This is a genomic window from Maricaulis virginensis (assembly GCF_027922185.1).
Classification (GTDB): Bacteria; Pseudomonadota; Alphaproteobacteria; order Caulobacterales; family Maricaulaceae; genus Maricaulis; species Maricaulis virginensis.
This window is the reverse complement of record NZ_BSFE01000020.1, coordinates 1-1,033: the sequence shown is the minus strand read 5'-3', so window position 1 is coordinate 1,033 and position 1,033 is coordinate 1. Positions and strand designations below refer to the sequence as shown.

Below are 1,033 nucleotides of genomic sequence, written 5' to 3'. Positions count from 1 at the left end.
TGTGATTTCTCATGAGGTTGTTCATCCGGGCTGAAGCCCTGAAGCTGGTTGTTGCGAAACGATCAGCCATCGAGGAGAGCCCGGATGAACGTTCACAGGAATGCCAGAACCACGCCGTATGCGCGAGCCCTGATTGTCGAACGGCATGCGGCCGGTGAGCCGGTTTCGGCGATTGCGTCAGCCTTCGGGATCTCGGTTCGCACGGTCTACAAATGGCTGGCCCGCTACCGGGCCGGTGGGCGGGCTGCACTGGAGACCCGTTCGAGTGCGCCGCGCCGGTTTGCCCGGATGATCGACCGGCGCTGGCAGGATGTCGCGGTGCAGCTGCGCCGCACCTGCCGCATGACCGCGGCCGGGATTGCCGACCGGCTGCGGCTGGCCCGCTCGACCGTGGCGCGCTGGCTCAGGCGGATGGGGCTGGGACGTCTCAAGGCGCTGGAGCCCAAGCCTCCGGTCATCCGCTATCAGCGCGAACGCCCCGGCGAGCTTCTCCACCTGGACATCAAATCCCTGGGCCGCTTCGACAAACCCGGCCATCGCGTCACCCGCCAGCGCAAGGGCCACCGAAATCGCGGCGCTGGCTGGGACTGCGTCCATGTCGCCATCGATGACGCCACCCGTCTGGCCTATGTCGAGGTCCTGCCCGACCAGAAGCGCGGCACCTCGACCGGCTTCCTGGTGCGCGCCCTGCGCTGGTTAAAAGCCCGCGGCATCACCGTCGAGCGCGTCATGACCGACAATGGCAGCCCCTACGTCTCACGCCTCTTCGCCAAGGCCCTGCGATGGCTCAACATCCGCCATATCCGCACCCGGCCATACACGCCGCGCACAAATGGCAAGGCCGAGCGCTTCATCCAGACGCTCATGCGCGAATGGGCCTACGCCATCCCCTACCGCTCGTCCGACAGCCGAAACCGCGACCTCGCCCGATATCTGCACTGGTACAACACAGCCAGACCGCACTATGCTCTCAACAGGCAACCGCCAGCGACAAGGCTCAAAACCCTGCTGAACAACGGTGTGAGAAACGACA

At 65.3% G+C, this 1,033-nt stretch carries 1 protein-coding gene; it reads left to right on the top strand.

Features of this window, described 5'->3' with window-relative positions; genetic code table 11:
* Positions 1–84: 84 nt before the first annotated feature.
* A partial coding sequence (locus tag PKE71_RS17540) for an IS481 family transposase (protein ID WP_271188316.1) occupies positions 85–1,033 on the top strand: 949 nt, incomplete at its 3' end.